This window comes from Parahoeflea alexandrii (assembly GCF_027214025.1).
In the GTDB taxonomy this organism is placed as follows: domain Bacteria; phylum Pseudomonadota; class Alphaproteobacteria; order Rhizobiales; family Rhizobiaceae; genus Hoeflea; species Hoeflea alexandrii_A.
On sequence record NZ_JAPWHB010000002.1, the window covers coordinates 862,380 to 877,584 of the forward strand.

10 protein-coding genes are annotated in these 15,205 nt (G+C 60.1%); 3 read left to right on the plus strand and 7 right to left on the minus strand.

The window, feature by feature from the left end:
• The first annotated feature begins 32 nt into the window (after positions 1-32).
• The 3 genes from O4H62_RS10320 to O4H62_RS10330 all read left to right on the plus strand — a co-directional run bounded on the left by O4H62_RS10320 (position 33) and on the right by O4H62_RS10330 (position 4,965).
• Positions 33-2,240 carry an AAA family ATPase gene (locus O4H62_RS10320; RefSeq protein WP_269387487.1) on the plus strand — a complete coding sequence of 736 codons (2,208 nt, stop codon included), beginning with the start codon at positions 33-35 and terminating at the stop codon, positions 2,238-2,240.
• Entirely contained in the window at positions 2,237-3,214 is a 978-nt protein-coding gene (locus O4H62_RS10325) for a hypothetical protein (RefSeq protein ID WP_269387489.1), read from the plus strand. Before O4H62_RS10320 ends, O4H62_RS10325 begins: the two co-directional genes overlap by 4 nt.
• Positions 3,215-3,276: 62 nt before the next feature.
• Positions 3,277-4,965: a patatin-like phospholipase family protein gene (locus tag O4H62_RS10330; protein WP_269387595.1), complete on the plus strand. Its 1,689-nt coding sequence runs from the start codon at positions 3,277-3,279 to the stop codon at positions 4,963-4,965.
• Positions 4,966-5,084: 119 nt separating this feature from the next.
• Here the strand turns inward: O4H62_RS10330 and O4H62_RS10335 are convergent, their stop codons facing one another.
• The 7 genes from O4H62_RS10335 to O4H62_RS10365 all read right to left on the minus strand — a co-directional run bounded on the left by O4H62_RS10335 (position 5,085) and on the right by O4H62_RS10365 (position 15,189).
• Positions 5,085-5,348, minus strand: a complete 264-nt coding sequence (locus tag O4H62_RS10335) for a hypothetical protein (RefSeq protein WP_269387491.1) — start codon at positions 5,346-5,348, stop codon at positions 5,085-5,087.
• A 115-nt stretch (positions 5,349-5,463) separates the two neighbouring features.
• Entirely contained in the window at positions 5,464-8,127 is a 2,664-nt protein-coding gene (locus O4H62_RS10340) for a DUF3772 domain-containing protein (protein ID WP_269387493.1), read from the minus strand.
• A 128-nt stretch (positions 8,128-8,255) separates the two neighbouring features.
• Positions 8,256-8,801: a DUF924 family protein gene (locus O4H62_RS10345; protein WP_269387495.1), complete on the minus strand. Its 546-nt coding sequence runs from the start codon at positions 8,799-8,801 to the stop codon at positions 8,256-8,258.
• 225 nt (positions 8,802-9,026) lie between these two features.
• A complete protein-coding gene (locus O4H62_RS10350; RefSeq protein WP_269387496.1) occupies positions 9,027-11,030 on the minus strand; it encodes an acetyl/propionyl/methylcrotonyl-CoA carboxylase subunit alpha in 2,004 nt (667 codons plus the stop codon).
• A gap of 12 nt (positions 11,031-11,042) precedes the next feature.
• On the minus strand, positions 11,043-12,428 hold the full coding sequence (locus O4H62_RS10355) for a hypothetical protein (RefSeq protein WP_269387498.1): 1,386 nt from the start codon (positions 12,426-12,428) through the stop codon (positions 11,043-11,045).
• Positions 12,428-14,044: a carboxyl transferase domain-containing protein gene (locus tag O4H62_RS10360; protein ID WP_269387501.1), complete on the minus strand. Its 1,617-nt coding sequence runs from the start codon at positions 14,042-14,044 to the stop codon at positions 12,428-12,430. The genes O4H62_RS10355 and O4H62_RS10360 overlap by 1 nt, the downstream gene beginning before the upstream one ends.
• Positions 14,041-15,189, minus strand: coding sequence for an isovaleryl-CoA dehydrogenase (locus O4H62_RS10365; RefSeq protein ID WP_430538413.1), 1,149 nt, complete (start codon positions 15,187-15,189; stop codon positions 14,041-14,043). The genes O4H62_RS10360 and O4H62_RS10365 overlap by 4 nt, the downstream gene beginning before the upstream one ends.
• Between the last annotated feature and the right edge of the window lie 16 nt (positions 15,190-15,205).

The following is a 15,205-nucleotide window of genomic DNA, read 5'->3' on the forward strand; positions in this document are numbered from 1 at the left end:
CGCAGTATAGTTGCTTTTTGAGGAGGCTCCACATGCGTTACGTCGACCGCAGCAATGTGTCACCGCCCACGTCGTTGGCTGACGACGATTTCAAGAAAATGCGGATGGCATACCTTCAATATCTGAGCCTGCCCGACAAGGAACGGGTCCAGCACACCCCCCCGGACAGACACCTGCTCCATGATTCGAACTTGAACAACGCGCTGTCGAAGCTGTTTTCAGGACGCTGTGCGTTTTGCGAAACGCGGACCAGACTGGAGACCTATCGCTTCCGCCCGACCAGAGAAGCTCTGCCGCTCGACAAGGACGAATTCGCCTTCATGGCCTATGGCTGGCTGGCCGACGCCTGGCAGAATCTCTACCCGATCTGCAAGGAATGCCGCCCCCGCCGCCTCAACTTCTTTCCCGTGGACGGCCGCCGCAGCAAGGCTCCGACGGCGGCGCAGTATAGGGCCTATGCCGAGCGAAACGATGGCAACTGGCTGCTGTCGATTTCGGAGAGGAACATCCTGCTCGATCCCTGCAATGACCAGGACATCTCAAGCCACATGATCATGGGCCGCAACGGGTTCCTCAGACCACTTTCGCCGCGCGGCGAGGAAACCATTGCCCATTTTGGCCTTAACCGGCTGAGCCTCGCCAACAGACGCGGTAAAGAGCGTGAGCGCGTCGTGCCGGACCTGTCGGTTTTTGGCGGCAGACCGGATTCCTATTTTGCCTCCGAGGCCTGGAAGCTCGAAACAGAGTTTCCGGGACTGATTGCCGGCTACATCAAGTCGGAAAGAACCGGTGCAAATGACTCCGTCGGCCGCGCCGCAAATCCGGCCACCAAGCGTTCTCCCGCGCGCAAGGTCGGTACGGCACGAGCGGCAAAGAAGCAGACCAGGCAAGACTGGCGGCTCAGCAGCGTCCGGCTCAAATCTTTCAAATCGCTCGAAAAGCTCGAGTTCGAAATGCCCCGCCGCAAGCACGGCCGGGAACCGGGACAAACCCCGGCGCTGCTGATACTTGGCGAAAACGCATCCGGAAAGAGCTCGATCCTCGAAGCCATCACGCTGGCCCTTAGCTCGGAGGCGGCACTGGAAAAACTCGGCGTCGAGGCCGGCCGGCTGCTGCTCGACCCGACTTTTCTGGGCGATCAGAAGAAACGCCGGCGTACCCATTCGAGCGTCGAACTCGATTTTGCCGACGATACCGGCAAGTCCCAAACCGTCAGCTTCAAACTGAGTTCGAAGGGGTTTCAGGCAGAGAGCGCTGTTCCGGCCAACATGCCGGTCTTCGCCTATGGTGCCTATCGTCATTACCTGGACGATTTCTACGAATGGGAGCCGCACCGGGGGATCGTCAGCCTGTTCCGCAGCGACAACCTACTGTCCAATCCGGAAAAATGGCTGCTACAGATCAGCCAGAACAAGTTCAACATGGTCGTCAGATCGCTGCGGCATGTCTTCGGCATCGGTGAAAACTTCAACGTTATCGAACGCGACAAGAAGGCCAAACGATGCCTCGTCGTCGTCGAACTGGCGAATGGAAAACTGTCCAGGACGCCTTTGTCCAGCGTCTCCTCCGGTTTCCGGACTATTCTGGCCCTCACCTGTGACGTCATGCGCTGGCTGCTCGATGACAAGCGCGGGTGGAATTTCCAGACCCTGAACGACGCCCACGGCATCATTATGATCGACGAGGTGGAGGCGCACCTGCATCCACGCTGGAAAGTCCGCATCATCGAAGGCTTGCGCAAAGCGCTTCCCAACATGACCTTCATCGTCACCACCCACGACCCGCTGTGCGTCCGCGGGATGCACGACGGCGAAGTCATGGTGCTGCAGCGCCTGCCGGGCCGCGCCCTGGGATCGAAACTGCCTGTGGTGATCGAAACCCTGACAGAGCTCCCGAATGTATCGCAATTGACCATCGAACAATTGCTGACCTCCGATCTTTTCAGCCTGTTCGACACGGATGATCCTGTGAGCGGCAAGGCAATGGCGCAACTCGCCGACAGCCTGGTCAAGGCCAAGACCGATAAGATTGATGACAACTCCGAAGAAGGCCAGATGCTGCGGAAGTTCCGCCGCGAGATCGAAGAGGCGTTGCCGATCGGCACCACCCAGGTTTCGCGGATCGTCCATGAAGCGGTCAGCGATTACATCATCAAGCGCGGCAACGTGAGTGCCAACGCCTATGCCGGTTTGCGCAAGGAAACCAAGGAGCGCATCCTCGAAGCACTGGAGCGTGTATGATGCGCAAGGTTGACCGCAACACCATCGATCCCCCGAGCTATTTGACCGGCCCCGACTCGCGCGGTCGCGAAGAGCTGGAGAAAGCCCGCAGTCACGTATCCAACGCGGCCTTGCGCAAGAAAGCGTTCCCGTTCAAGGTCTACAAGAACGACGGCGTCAAGACGGCGCTGCATGCGCTGTTTCATGGCAAGTGCGCCTATTGCGAAAGCTATTACCAGGCCCAGGCGCCGGTGGATGTCGAGCATTTCCGCCCCAAGGCTGCGGTGGAGGGCGAGGATGATCATCCAGGCTACTGGTGGCTGGCGATGAACTGGGAAAATCTTCTTCCGAGCTGCATCGATTGCAACCGCAGACGCCGGCAGGAAATTCCCTCGCCGAGGGTCAGCCTCAGCGATTTGCACGAAGCCGAGATGGCAACCAGAAGCACCGGAAAGGGCCCCGCATTTCCCATTGCAGGCACCCGTGCGGTCACCGAAGCCGATAGCATAGAACGCGAAGCGCCCTATCTGCTTGATCCATGCCGCGACGACCCGGCCGAACACCTGGAATTCTATATCAATCACGACCGCCCGATCGGGCTGGTTCTGCCGAAAACGCTATCAGGCGGCACCGAGGCCGTACCCGACACCGGGAATACAGGAGCAATCGTCAGCGGCGCCCAGGCGCGGAAGAACGCTGTGCGCGGCGCTGTGTCGATCCAGGTCTACGGCTTGAACCGTCTGGGTCTGGTGCAGGAGCGCACGCGGATCCTGCGCCATCTTGAGTTCCTTCGCCATCTCATCGCCGAGATCGACAAGACATCCCGACAACTGGCCCGCTCGCGAACCGCCAAGGTCAGGGCTGCTGCCATCAAGCTCGACAACCTCATTGAACTCATCATCGCCGAAATCGCGGCGATGGCCGAACCCGACCAGCCCTACAGCGCGATGGTCCGGCAATGGATCGACGCTTTCAAGCAAGAACTCGCGACCTGACTTGCAACGGTTTGAACTGGAGACATGCCATGACGGCGCCGCAACGGAAATGCGATCTGGTGATGAAAGGAGGGATCACCAGTGGAGTGGTCTACCCGATGGCCGTGGTCGAACTCGCCAAAAAGTACCGGTTCGAGAACATCGGCGGCACCTCTGCCGGCGCGATTGCAGCAGTGGTGACTGCCGCCGCCGAATACGGCCGTGACAAGGGCGGGTTCAAGAAGATCGGCGAATTGCCGGAGGAACTCTCGGCCGATCTGATCGGCAAGTTCCAACCGGTTCCCGAATTGCGGCCGCTGTTCAATTTCATGCTCGCAGCCTTGTCGAAAAGCATGAGCAAGATCGTTGCAGCGCTCCTGGGTAATTATCGCAGAAAAGCCCTGATATGGGCCCTCCCCGGGATGGTGATCGCAATTGCTCTGGGAATTCTCCCCCATTCGCTCGGCTTCACCCTGCTGGGCCTGTTGCTTGCGGTTCTGGGCGCTTTTGCAGGTGCTGGCGCAGCCTTGCTGCGGCAGGTCACGGTGACCTTGCCCGAACATGATTACGGGATCTGCCCGGGCCTCACACAGGCCAACAGCAAAGGCGCGGCCCTCACCGATTGGCTAAGCCAGACCATCGATGCCGTGGCGGGCCTCGATGACAGCGAGGGCCCTTTGACCATTGCGCACCTCAAGGAAAAGGGGATCAACGTAAAAACCGTCACCACGGACATCACCACCCACCGGCCCTACATCCTGCCGATTGCAAACAACAACCACGCTTTCTCCGAAGCCGAATTCCGCAAGCTGTTTCCCGGCAAGGTGGTGGACCATATGATCTCGCGTTCCTCCAAAGTGAGCGCAAAATGGGGGAAAGATGCCGGTGATCTGCACTACTTCCAATCAGATCAATTGCCTGTCGTCGTGCTGGCGCGCATGAGCCTGAGTTTTCCCGGGCTGATTTCGGCTGTGCCACTGCACCGGATTGACTACACGCTGGTCAACCAGGCGGTCTATCCGGCGGTCAAGCGCTGCCTGTTCTCCGACGGCGGGCTGTCGAGCAATTTTCCGGTTCACTTCTTTGATGAATTCCTGCCGCAAACACCGACATTCGGTGTGTCGCTCTCCGAATATCATCCCATGCGCATCAGGAAAGAGGATGCCGGCAAACCGAAAGCCGGACGGATCACCCTGCCAGTTGAAGCAGCAAGTGGCCGCTTGCTGCCAACCCACCAATTCAAGGGCCTGTTGGGCTTTGTCATGGCCATGTTTGACAGCGCCAAGGACTGGCAGGACTCGCTGCAGTCCATCTTGCCGGGCTATCGCGAACGCATCGTCACGGTGAATTTGAAAGAAGATGAAGGCGGACTGAATCTCGAGATGAAAAGCCCAACAATCAAATTGCTTTCAGATTTCGGCCAGGATGCCGGCCAGGAAATCGACCACAAGTTCGATCTCGATGAACATCGCTGGAGACGATACCTGGTGGAAATCCAGGCGATCGAGGAAATGCTGGAGCAATTCTCAAAATCCTACTCGGACACGACACCGCAACCCGACAGCCTCGCCTACCCCGACCTTGCAGTCGACTACCGCCCGAAATCCTTCGACAAACTGACAGACGAGCAACGCAGGGTGATCAAGTCAAAGGCCGAGCAGATCGCGGCTCTGGGCAAGGCATTGACGGCGGAAACGCCCATCAGCAAATACGCGGCGGCTTTGCCCAAGAGCCAGTCCAAACTGCGCAACATCGCCAGCATGGACCAGTAGCGCTGTTACGACACGTTTCCGGCTCCCGGCGTTGCGTTCTGGCCTGGTTCGACCGGACCGGAAGCCGGTGGGTCGCATAATCGCTCCAATCCGCGTCCGGTTCCCGCCGGCATTGCAACCTACTTGATCACCGCCGCGCCGTTGACGATGTCGATGGTTTCACTGCCGGAAAAGGTTTCGCGGTCGCCCGACGGCATGGTCACGAAACAGCCGGTCGGGCAGAAACTGACCGTGGCTCCGGCCTCGACCACCATTTCGATCTTGGCGCCAGCTTCGGTCACGATCAGCACCTGCGGCTGGGCATCCTTGTTGGTGATGCTCGCGGCCGAGGCGCCGCCAATCATGGCCAGGCTCACGGCCATACCCAGATAGAATGTTTTCATCGGTGTCCGGCGAAGATTTCCGCCGCTCCCTGTTGGAACACTTTCGAGCCGCCTTTGGCCCGGTATGGGTGCTTTATTGCATTGCGAAAATGAATGCAGCCTGAACGATGCAAGGTCAACGGTCGCCCCCGTCGGAATTGCCGCCATCATCCATCGAATCCGGCCGCATCTTCGGGTTCGGCTTTTTTCTCGAACGCTTGGGCGCGGGTGGCTTGCCAGAGGTGGCGTCGGCAGTCACCGGGCTGCCGGCACCGCCCATTCCACCCATCAGTTTTTCCGCAAGCACAGCCACCGGTTCGTGTTCGTCGCCGAACTTGACGTTGAGATCGCGCTGCGGGAACGGAATTTCAATACCTTCGGCCTTCAGCCGCTCGAAGATGCGCAAGCTCAACTCGGTGCGCACGGTTATCCCCGTAAGCACGTCGGCAACATGACACTTCAGCACGAAGTCCAGCGAAGACTCGCCGAATCCGCTGAAGTGAACCACCGGTTCCGGGTTGTTGAGTACCAGTTCATGGCCCTGGGCAACCTCGATCAACAGTTCGATGAGCCTGCGCGGGTCGGCATCATAGCTTACGCCAATCGGTACATCGACGCGGCCGAGCTTGTTGCGGTGGGTCCAGTTGCCCACCGGCGAGTTGATAAGTTCGGAATTGGGAACGATGATAGACTGGCGGTTGAACGTTTCAATCTCGGTGGCGCGGACGGAAATCTTCTTCACAAAACCCTCGGTCGAACTGGTCGACACCCAGTCGCCAACCTTGAACGGCCGCTCGACCAAGAGGATAAGCCCCGAGACGAAGTTGCTGACGATATTCTGCAGGCCGAAACCGATACCGAGCGAGAGCGCACCAGCGACCAGGGCGAGGCTCGAAAGATCGATGCCGGCCGCGGAAACCCCGATCAGGCCGGCGATCGCCACACCGAGATAGCCGACCCCGGTCTTGATCGAGTTGCGCACACCCGTATCCATCCGGCCCCGCGCCATCACGCTGCCATCCAGCCAGCGCTGGAACCAGCGTGTGACCAGAAGCCCCAGCAGGAACAGCAGGATACCGAAGAGGATGCCGACGATGGAAATCGTGATGCCGCCAATGCGGATCTCGGTCATGAACCGGTAGAACCACAGCTCGATATCCTGGACCTGAAAGCCCCATTGCAGGAGGATCAGCGGCACCCCGAGCAGCAGCACGGCCAGGCTGATCAGCAGTCCGGCGCCCAGTCCGGCCTGGTCGAGTGCCATGTGACCCAGCTTGAATCGATCCTCGACACGCCGCCCGATCGCGGTCTGCGCAAAGGTTCCGGGCTCGGAAATCGCCTTGCCGGACAGATAGCCGATATACATCGTCGTCAGGATCGCGCCGGTCACCACGAACTGGGTCGCGGCGAAACGGGCGAACCCGACATAGCCGAGCGAGGCGGTGGCCATGAGTCCGATGCCGGTGGCAAATAGCGCGACCGAAACCGGACGCGGCCATGGCTGCCCCGGATCCGCCAGGTCTCCGGATGCCGCGACCATGGGGTTGCCCAGCGCCATGCCGATCAGGATCAACGCGATCAGGAACACCGCCACGATGCCCTTGAAAACCGTCAGCACCACCGGCGATCCCATCGACTGGCTGACCTGGTCGCCAACGAAATCCAGGCCGTTGACGATCACCATCGCCAAGACCAGGAAGTAGAGCATGCGGGCGCCGCTGTTGGACACATTGACCAGGCGCCAGGCCGACATCCTCGGCGCGAGTATTCCGCGCGCCAGCTTGCCGACAAAGAAGATCGCCACAAGCGTCATCAGCACGCTTGCGACAACCGGAGCGACATCGGCACGAAGAATCGAGAAACTCTGCCCCAGCACATAGACCGTCCCCGCCAGCGCGGTCATCGCCATGCTCGGGATCACCGTCGACCAGAACGCCACCGACAACCGGCTCGTATAGGGCGGGTCCTCGTCTTCCGGGTCACGGTCGATCAGTCCGCCGAACACCCGGTAGGCGCCCGGCACGAATACCAGCGCCGCAAGCAGCGAGAAGAACGCCCAACCCAGGAGCGCCTGCCATTTGAAGGCCCAGACGAATTTCAGCCACGAACCATAGGTGCGGACCACATAGGATCCTTCGTCCTCCATCGCGCTGAGAGCTTGCGCCAGCATCGTTGGCCCGATCTCGGTCCGCTTGAACAATGTCGTCGTGAAGAGTTCGCGCCTGGCTTGCGTGATCCGGTCACCGAGCTGGCTGGCCCTCACCGAGACAGCCTCGGCGCGGCCGGTCAAGGCATTGATCTGCGCCCGCTCCGCGGCCAGGCGGGTCCGTTCGGCGACCACGGCCTCGGGTTCGGCCGGCTCCCCCTCGGCAGGCGGCGCGCCGAGCTGGTCGATCCGCGCCTTGATTTCCGTCAGCCTCGGGCGCAGCGACACCCCGATATCAAGCATGCTGCGCGCCAGCGCCTCGACTTCCAGCTTGAGATCCACCAGCGAACTGTCATTACCGGCGTTTTCCTCAACCCGGCTGGTCAGCCGCGTAATGGTCGTTTCAGCAGATGTGAGTTCCTCTTCGGCGGCCGTGATTGCAGGCGACGCCAGCGGCTCTGCTGGCGCCGTTTGGGCGGCGGGCGCCGCGGTCCCTGCAGGTGCCGGTGCGGCGTTGCTCTGGGTGCCAGCTGCTGCCGGCGCTTGCGGCTGCGAAGCCTCGGTCGGCGCCGCGGTTTGCGAACTGGCGGAACCGGCCTGCAAGAACGGCACGAGGCCCGCAAGGATCGTCGCAATCAACCAAACAAAACGCATCTAAAACCTGTCCATTTCGCCATCACCGCAGCATCCATAGCAGGCTCGCGGCGCTTCTCAAACGCTGAGAGCGTCGGCATCGCTGTTGTTGGAAGGTGCCGTGATCGGATCGTCCCGTCCGGCAGACCTCAGAATCCGGCGCCAGGCTCGGCAAGATAGGCCTTCTCCTCCGGGGTGGAGACCCGGCCGAGAATTGGATTGCGGTGCGGAAACCGGCCATAGCGTTTGATGATCTCGTGGTGCTGATTGGCGTAGTCGAGATAGTTTTCGTTGCCAAGCGCCTCGAACAGCGCCACGCAACGTTCCTGCTCGCCGATATCTTCGGAGTGTTCGAACGGCATGTAGAAGAACGCCCGGCGGCTCTCGTCGACATTCTTGTCGGCCCCCACCGCCAGGGCCGCCTTTGCTTCCTTGAGTGCAAGCCCATCTGTGGCAAAGGCCAGCGGCGATCCCCGGTAAATGTTGCGCGGGAACTGGTCGAAGACGATGACCAGCGCCAGCCGCGCCTCGGGCGTTGCGCGCCAGTCGTCGCCAATTGCCCGCGACAGCGCCAGATGCAGGCCGGAGAACCGCTCCGAGATTCGCCGGTCGAGGTCCTCGTCCTTGACGAACCAGTCCTTCGGGGTCAGTTCGTTGAACCAGAAATCAAGTACGGTTTCAGGTGTTTCGGTCATGAAGGGTTCCTGCCTCTGGCTGCGTTTCCATCGCTTGAACTTGGGATTTCCTGCCACGGCTTCAACCGCGATGCCGCCGATTTCCACTGCGCTCAGGCGCCATGCGTCCAGGTGGACGCACAAGGGACGCTCCAGGTATTCCAATCTCAAGCATCATGCCTGCGCCATGCGGCGCCGCGCGGCCTGAGGATGCACCGGCAGCGCGGCGGACGCAAATCCCACAGATCAGGCAGCCGCGGCTTCTGTCTGGAGCATCACCAGGCTGACGCCGTCTGTCACCTGCGCGCCGACTGTCACCAGGACTTCGGCCACCACCCCGTCGCGCGGCGCCGACAGCGTCATTTCCATCTTCATGGCTTCCATGATCACCATCGGCTCGCCGGATTTGACCTCCTGCCCCTGGGCCACCAGCACCTGCTTGATGATCCCGGGCATGGCCGAGACCACCTGGTCCCCGCCCGCTGCAAGATCGTCGGCACGGCTGCCCTGGGGCTTGCCGAACCTGTGGGTCAGGCCTTCGTGAAACACCGCCACCTCGGTGCCGCTTTGGACCAGCCGGCATCGCTGCGTCACGCCATGGACGCGGAAAACCCAGTCATCATGCTTGCGCTCAACCGTCTCCAGCCGCATGTCGGCCGATTTGAGACCGCTCCCGGCAATCCGCCACGCGGAAGCGCCCTCCCGCTGAACCCGGAAGCCATGCTCCGCTCCGTTGGCCTCAAGCGTCACCGACCGCATTGGAGATCCCCAGATTTCGAATGGACCGATCTCCGCGACCGAACCGCCAATTGACCTCTCCGGCGGAACCATCCCCGACGCGGCAAGCACTGCCAGCGCCACGATTGTCTCGGGCGCTTCCGCCCGTTCGGTCAGGCTTGCTATGTTGCGGTCGATCAGCCCGGTATCGAGCCGCCCCGCCGCAAAATCCGCATCCCGGCACAGCCGCGCGAGAAACGCCGTGTTGGTCACCGTGCCGGCAATTTCCGTGCGGCCCAGCGCGCCCGCCAGTTTGCCCAGCGCTTCAGTCCGCGTCTTGCCGTGCGCAATCACCTTGGCGATCATCGGATCGTAGAACGGCGTGATCTCGTCGCCGGCCCGGACGCCGGCATCGACCCGGATGTCGCCATCGGGAAACTTGAGATGCATCAGCCGTCCGACGGCGGGCAGAAAGCCCTTTTCCGCATCCTCGGCATAGATCCGCGCTTCCACCGCATGGCCGTTGATCGAGAGCTCGTCCTGCGCCATCGGCAGCGTCTCGCCCGCCGCCACCCGGATCTGCCATTCGACCAGGTCCAGCCCGGTGATCAGCTCGGTGACCGGATGCTCGACCTGCAGCCGCGTGTTCATCTCCATGAACCAGAACCTGTCGGCCGAAAGCCCTTCGCTGGCGTCGACGATGAACTCGACGGTTCCGGCGCCGGCATAGTCGATAGCCCTGGCGGCCTGCACCGCGGCGGCGCCCATCGCCGCGCGCATGTCCTCGGGCATATCCGGCGCAGGCGCCTCCTCGATCACCTTCTGGTGCCGCCGCTGCGCCGAGCAGTCGCGCTCGAACAGATGCACCACATTGCCGTGCCGGTCGCCGAACACCTGGATTTCGATATGCCGCGGCGTGGCGACATATTTCTCCACCAGCACCCGGTCATCGCCGAACGAGGCCTTGGCCTCGCGCCGCGCCGAGGACAAGGCAGCGGGAAAATCCTCCTGCCGGTCGACCTTGCGCATGCCCTTGCCGCCGCCGCCGGCCCGCGCCTTGATCAGCACCGGAAAGCCGATCTCGTTGGCCTTGCCCGCGAGCACCACCAGGTCCTGCGCCTCGCCGTGATAACCCGGCACCACCGGCACCTTGGCCTTTTCCATGAGCGCCTTCGCCGCATCCTTCAGCCCCATCGCCCGGATCGCCTTTGCCGACGGCCCGATGAAGATCAGCCCGGCCTTCTCGACACGCTCAACGAAGTCCGGGTTCTCCGACAGGAAGCCGTAGCCGGGATGGATCGCGTCCGCGCCGGTGCGTTTGGCGGCCTCGAGGATCGCGTCAACCTTGAGATAGCTCTCCGACGCCGCGGCGCTGCCGATCAGCACCGCCTCGTCCGCCATCTCCACATGCAGCGCGTTTGCGTCGGCCTCGGAGTAGACCGCCACCGTGGCAATGCCCATTTTCCGCGCGGTGCGGATGATCCGGCAGGCAATCTCGCCCCTGTTGGCGATGAGGATTTTGGTGATGGTCATAGTTTGAGCTCTCTAGCCAATAGGGCCACCATATTCATTCGTTTTATTTTTCATAAAGAATGGAGTTGTTGGGGCGCCTCCATAGACCGCGCTTTTGCCCTTACGAACTTCTATCGTCATCTTGTCGTGAAGCGCACCTAGTCGCTCAACATTTTGGATGTCAGCGACCATAGACCTGTACATTCGGGAAACCGGATTAGCACCGAATTTCAATATTCTTTTCAACGATTGTGGAATTATGTCGAAATCTAAAGACGGCCCAGACAAACCGACAGAAAAAGACAAAAAACTGCCTGAATTTCCGGAGTATACGTATTTTTTCCTAATTTCGTCCAATACCGCCTGCAGAGCCTTATTCACTTTTACAATTTCTGCCCGTTTTTCCTTTAGTGGTAAAACTGACAAATTTGAAAGCAAATCCCGAGCCTCTCGAAATTCTTTCTCGCTTTTAAGCTGAAGAGCCATATCTAAACCTTCAGAAGGATTTTGGGCTCGAGCCATTATCCAGGCCGTAAAAAACGGCAAGGTAAAAACAATTGCAGTGGAATCGACTGCATTATTGATTTCCTTAACTAACGAGACAGCAGATTTGCTGGCAATATTCACAAAATTTTCGTCCCACTGAATTGGCTCCAATCCGGTTGACGCCAATGCAAATGCATCTCGAAGCGGCGACACAATTGGGTTGCAATTGCTCGCACGTCCAACAGCCTCATAAAAAAATGATCTCTCAGCTAGCCATCCATATGCAAAGACAAGCTTCATTAGAGTATCTTTACTACCCAATCCGCTATAATTCGGATTTTTTGACCTTATTCTCTCAATAAATTCCTCAACATCAACAGCCTCTTGTTCGTCTCGCCTAATAAGAGCGCCTGAAGACTCACCATTAACAGTCCTTTGCGAATCAGTGTACTCGTTACCGAGTGAAGCAGCGAATGTATTAACGTAGTTTTCTTCTGATTTTTCAGACACAAGATATGACAAAGTCAAATATTCGCTTGATACAAAAATATTCCACCTCAATTGAGGCTTTAAAAACAATTGCTCAAAGAATTTTAAGGTTTTTCCAACAGGGACTGATCCAGACAATTCAAATAACTGACTCTGAGCATATTCAGCAGAACGCTCTTTGAGCAAATTATGATCAATATCTGTTTTATCTATTACAGAAATATATTTAAAAACATCCTTTCTTCTATCGCTATAATGTTTTTTATAGTCATCAAACATTTTTATGTCATCATACAATAATATTGAAGAAACAAGTTTTTCGTAACAACAAATATCATGATCGATATTTGAAAGGTTAACTACTTTTGAGACACCAAGAAGCCTTTCGACTCCGCTCAATGTAGAATTATCAATTAAAGCATTTCTAGGGTTCAACATATCCATCACATCCTGAACACGCCGAATTTCGTGTCCTCCACCGGCGCGTTGAGCGCCGCCGACAGGCTCAAGGCCAGGATCTCGCGGGATTTCAGCGGATTGATGATGCCGTCGTCCCACAGCCGCGCCGAGGCATAGAGCGGATGCGACTGCCGCTCGAACATCTCGATGGTCGGACGCTTGAACTCCGCCTCGTCTTCTGAAGACCAGCTCCCGCCCTTGCGCTCGATCGCGTCGCGCCTGACCGTGGCGAGCACTCCCGCCGCCTGTTCGCCGCCCATCACCGAGATCCGGCTGTTGGGCCAGGTCCACAGGAAGCGGGGCGAATAGGCCCGGCCGCACATGCCGTAATTGCCCGCGCCGAACGAGCCGCCGACGATCATGGTGATCTTCGGCACCTGCGTTGTCGCCACAGCCGTCACCATCTTGGCGCCGTCCTTGGCGATGCCGCCGGCCTCGTATTTCTGCCCGACCATGAAGCCGGTGATGTTTTGCAGGAAGACGAGAGGCACCTTGCGCTGCGAGCACAGCTCGACGAAATGCGCGGCCTTCACCGCGCTTTCGGAAAACAGCACGCCATTGTTGGCGACGATGCCGACCGGCATGCCCATCACATGGGCGAAACCGCAGACGATGGTGGTGCCATAACGCGCCTTGAACTCGTCAAAGCGCGAGCCGTCGACGATGCGGGCAATCACCTCGCGGATATCGTAGGGCTGGCGCGTGTCGGCGGGAATGATGCCGGCGATCTCCGCCGGATCGTAAAGCGGATCTTCCGGCGTCAGGAAATCCATCTGACTGAGTCCTGCCCGGCCCCGGCCATTGAGATTTGCGACCGCCTGGCGCGCCAGTTCCAGCGCATGCGCGTCATTGTCGGCCAGGTGATCGGCCACGCCCGACAGCCGCGTGTGCACGTCGCCGCCGCCCAAATCCTCGGCGCTCACCACCTCGCCGGTGGCGGCCTTGACCAGCGGCGGGCCGGCGAGAAAGATCGTGCCCTGGTCGCGCACGATGATGGTCTCGTCGCTCATCGCCGGCACATAGGCGCCGCCCGCCGTGCACGATCCCATCACCACGGCGATCTGAGCGATGCCCTTGGCGCTCATATTGGCCTGGTTGAAGAAGATCCGGCCGAAATGGTCGCGGTCGGGAAACACCTCGTCCTGGTTGGGCAGGTTGGCGCCGCCCGAATCCACCAGGTAGACGCAGGGCAGGTTGTTCTCGAGCGCGATCTCCTGAGCCCTGAGATGCTTCTTCACCGTCAGCGGATAGTATGTGCCGCCCTTCACCGTGGCGTCGTTGCACACCACCATCACGTCGCGGCCCCTGACCCGACCGACGCCCGCGATCATCCCGGCCGAGGCGATGTCACCGCCGTAGAGATCATGGGCGGCGAAGCGCCCGATCTCCAGAAACGGCGAATCCGGATCGAGCAGCGTCGCGACCCGGTCGCGCGGCAACAGCTTGCCGCGCCCAACATGGCGCTCGCGCGAAGCCTCCGGCCCGCCCTGCCCGTGCAGCGCGGCCACCGCCGCCGTCTCGGCGATCTGGGCCTGCATGCGCGCGGCATTGTCCTTGAAGGCCTGCGAGCCGGTGGAGATCTTTGACGTTAGGACGCTCACGCCGTTTCCGCCATCATTTCGCGCCCGATCAGCATGCGGCGCACTTCCGACGTTCCCGCCCCGATCTCGTAGAGTTTGGCGTCGCGCAAAAGCCGGCCGGTCGGGTAGTCGTTGATATAGCCGTTGCCGCCCAGCGCCTGGATCGCTTCCAGCGCCACCTGCGTCGCCTTCTCGGCCGCGTAGAGAATGCAGCCGGCGGCGTCCTTGCGGGTGGTCTCACCGCGGTCGGCGGCCTGCGCCACCGCGTAGACATAGGCCCGGCAGGCGTTCATCGTCGTGTACATGTCGGCAAGCTTGCCCTGCATCAGCTGGAAATTGCCGATCGGTTCGCCGAACTGCTTGCGCTCGTGGCAGTAGGGCACCACCACGTCCATGGCGGCGGCCATGATGCCGAGCGGTCCGCCGGCCAGCACCAGGCGCTCGTAATCGAGCCCGGACATCAGGATCTTCACACCCTGGCCTTCCTCGCCGAGCACGTTGTCGAACGGCACTTCGCAGTTCTCGAACACCAGCTCGCAGGTGTTGGAGCCGCGCATGCCGAGCTTGTCGAGCTTCTGCGCGGTCGAGAAACCGGCCATGCCCTTCTCGATCAGGAAGGCGGTGATGCCGCGTGATTTGGCTTCAGGATCGGTCTTGGCATAGACCACCAGCGTGTTGGCGTCCGGCCCGTTGGTGATCCACATCTTGTTGCCGTTGAGCACGTAGCGGTCGTTGCGCTTCTCGGCCCTGAGCTTCATCGACACCACGTCCGAGCCCGAGCCCGGCTCGCTCATCGCCAGCGCGCCGACATTCTCTCCCGAGCAGAGCTTCGGCAGGTATTTCTGCTTCTGCTCAGCGGTGCCCCAGCGGTTGATTTGGTTGACGCAGAGATTGGAATGGGCGCCATAGGACAGGCCGATCGAGGCCGAGGCGCGGCTGATCTCTTCCATCGCCACCACATGGGCGAGATAGGTCATTCCGGTGCCGCCGAAATCGGGATCGGCCGTCATGCCGAGCAGGCCGAGCGCCCCCATCTCCCGCCACAGATGCATGGGAAACTGGTTGTCGCGGTCGGTCTGCTCGGCAACCGGCGCGATGCGGTCGGCGGCAAAACGGGAAACCATGTTCCTGAGCGCATCGATATCGTCGCCCAGCCCGAAATTCATGCTTGCTGTAAACACT

Excerpts from the sequence above, each read along its gene's own strand:
- O4H62_RS10320 (WP_269387487.1), top strand. The coding sequence starts at position 33 with ATGCGTTACGTCGACCGCAGCAATGTGTCACCGCCCACGTCGTTGGCT.
- O4H62_RS10325 (WP_269387489.1), top strand. The coding sequence starts at position 2,237 with ATGATGCGCAAGGTTGACCGCAACACCATCGATCCCCCGAGCTATTTG.
- O4H62_RS10330 (WP_269387595.1), top strand. The coding sequence starts at position 3,277 with ATGAAAGGAGGGATCACCAGTGGAGTGGTCTACCCGATGGCCGTGGTC.
- O4H62_RS10335 (WP_269387491.1), bottom strand. The coding sequence starts at position 5,348 with ATGAAAACATTCTATCTGGGTATGGCCGTGAGCCTGGCCATGATTGGC.
- O4H62_RS10340 (WP_269387493.1), bottom strand. The coding sequence starts at position 8,127 with ATGCGTTTTGTTTGGTTGATTGCGACGATCCTTGCGGGCCTCGTGCCG.
- O4H62_RS10345 (WP_269387495.1), bottom strand. The coding sequence starts at position 8,801 with ATGACCGAAACACCTGAAACCGTACTTGATTTCTGGTTCAACGAACTG.
- O4H62_RS10350 (WP_269387496.1), bottom strand. The coding sequence starts at position 11,030 with ATGACCATCACCAAAATCCTCATCGCCAACAGGGGCGAGATTGCCTGC.
- O4H62_RS10355 (WP_269387498.1), bottom strand. The coding sequence starts at position 12,428 with ATGGATATGTTGAACCCTAGAAATGCTTTAATTGATAATTCTACATTG.
- O4H62_RS10365 (WP_430538413.1), bottom strand. The coding sequence starts at position 15,189 with ATGAATTTCGGGCTGGGCGACGATATCGATGCGCTCAGGAACATGGTT.